Raw genomic sequence first — 1,754 nt, 5'->3', positions numbered from 1 at the left:
GTAAGTCCTCGCCGCCCCCCGTCCTGACGTCCCGTGGCCCCCGTGCCCAGGCTCCCAACCGGAAGGAGCCTCAACATGCATACGGAACAACAAGCGGCGGCCATTCGTGCGGAGGTCTCGCGCATCGAGGGCCGACGAGGTCGCGGCAAGGCATATCCTCTTTCGCTTCGGCGGAAGGCGGCTTCGTATTACTGCGCGAGACGCGAGCAGGGCGCATCGCAGCGTGACATCGGTCTCGAGCTCGGCATCTGCTTTCAAACATTGCATCGCTGGGCGACGCAGCTCGACGTGACGCCGCACGTTCCCACCCTGGCGCCCACCTTCGAGCGCGTCGAGGTCATCGAGCTGCCTGCATCTGCGCCTCAACGCGGCCCGTTCGTCGTCCGAGGGCCGAGTGGGCTCCTGATCGAGGGGCTCGATCTGGATTCGCTCGTCGAGCTCATCCGGAGGCTTTCGTGATCGGGTCGACCCGCCAGGTCCGCGTGTACGCGTACCGAGAGCCCGCGGATATGAGGAAGTCGTTCAATACCTTGGCGGCGCTCGTCGTCCAGGGTCTCGGCCGCGACATCATGTCCGGCGACATCTTCCTTTTCGTGGGTCGGACGCGAAAGCTCGCCAAGCTGATCTACTGGGACGGGACAGGTCTTTGCCTCTTCTCGAAACGCCTCGCGAAGGGCTGCTTCGCGGCGCCCTGGGCGCAGCCTGGCGACCGCCCGCTTGTGCTCACCACCAGCGAGCTCGCGATTCTGCTCGAGGGGAGCGAACTCGCGTTGCGTGTGCCCCTCTCGCCGCCGCCGTACGCACCCACCGAGCGCGTCCTGCGCTGGAGCTGATAACTTTTTTTTCGACGCATCGGTACATTCGTGGGGGCTGACGACATATAGAGTCCGAGGCCCCCGTGAACTTCGAGACCGAGAACGACCCTGACATCCTCCGGCAGGCAGCCCTGCTCCTGGAGCGCGAGAACCAGCGGCTCGCGAAGGAGATCATCAAGCTCACCGCGGAGCTCATCGCGCTGAAGGGCGGCGACTCCGAGCAGATGAAGCTGCGCATCGCGGCGCTCGAACAGCAGATCGCCCAGAAGAACCGCCTGCTCTTCGGGAAAACGTCGGAGCGACGCGCGAATGGCGAAGGCGGGGCGCCGCCCGAACCGCCCGAGCCACCGAAGCCGCCGCAGAAGGGCCACGGCCCGAAGGCGCAGCTTTCGCTGCCGATCGAGGAGGTCGTCCACAAGCTGGACGAAGCCGACAAGGTCTGCAAATCGTGCGGCGGCGCGCTCGTGGAGTGGGAGGGGCAATTCGAGACGTCGGAGGAGATCGACCCTGTGCCGCGCCGCTTCGTGTTGAAGAAGCACAAGCGCCAGAAGTATCGCTGCGGCTGCGGTGGGTGCATCGAGACGGCGTCTGGGCCCGAAAAGCTCTTCGAGGGGGCACGTTACTCGATTGAATTCGCCGCCGAGGTGGGTGTGGACAAGTATGGCGACCACGCGCCGCTGGAGCGCCAGGTGCGCAAGATGCGACGCGAGGGTTTGCTCGTGGAATCGCAGACGCTCTGGGATCAGCTCGAGCGGGCCGCGAGGCTGCTCGCGCCGGGATACGAAGCGCTTTTCCAATACGTGCTCAGCCGGGGCGTCATCGGCGCGGACGAGACGCGGTGGCCGCTCCTCGGCAAGAATGAGCCTTCGCGCTGGCACGCGTGGTCCGTCGTGGCGCCCGATGCGGTGGCCTATCGAATTCTGGAGGGCCGCTCGAACG

General features: G+C 65.8%; 3 protein-coding genes. All 3 read left to right on the top strand.

Annotated features, from left to right (window positions below; all coding sequences use genetic code 11):
• Window positions 1–75: 75 nt before the first annotated feature.
• A complete protein-coding gene (locus QHF89_RS49800) occupies window positions 76–459 on the top strand; it encodes a hypothetical protein (protein ID WP_136973416.1) in 384 nt (127 codons plus the stop codon).
• Window positions 456–833: an IS66 family insertion sequence element accessory protein TnpB gene (gene tnpB / locus QHF89_RS49795; protein WP_284722030.1), complete on the top strand. Its 378-nt coding sequence runs from the start codon at window positions 456–458 to the stop codon at window positions 831–833. The genes QHF89_RS49800 and tnpB overlap by 4 nt, the downstream gene beginning before the upstream one ends.
• A gap of 65 nt (window positions 834–898) precedes the next feature.
• On the top strand, window positions 899–1,754 hold an 856-nt coding region (locus QHF89_RS49790), incomplete at its 3' end, for an IS66 family transposase (RefSeq protein WP_284722029.1).

The sequence above is a fragment of the Polyangium sorediatum genome (assembly GCF_029946465.1).
Classification (GTDB): Bacteria; Myxococcota_A; Polyangia; order Polyangiales; family Polyangiaceae; genus Polyangium; species Polyangium fumosum.
Note: the sequence above shows the minus strand (reverse complement) of the source record. Positions and strands in the feature narration are given on the sequence as shown.

What these genes read in the sequence shown, in the direction of transcription:
- QHF89_RS49800 (WP_136973416.1), top strand. Translation starts at nt 76, where the DNA reads ATGCATACGGAACAACAAGCGGCGGCCATTCGTGCGGAGGTCTCGCGC.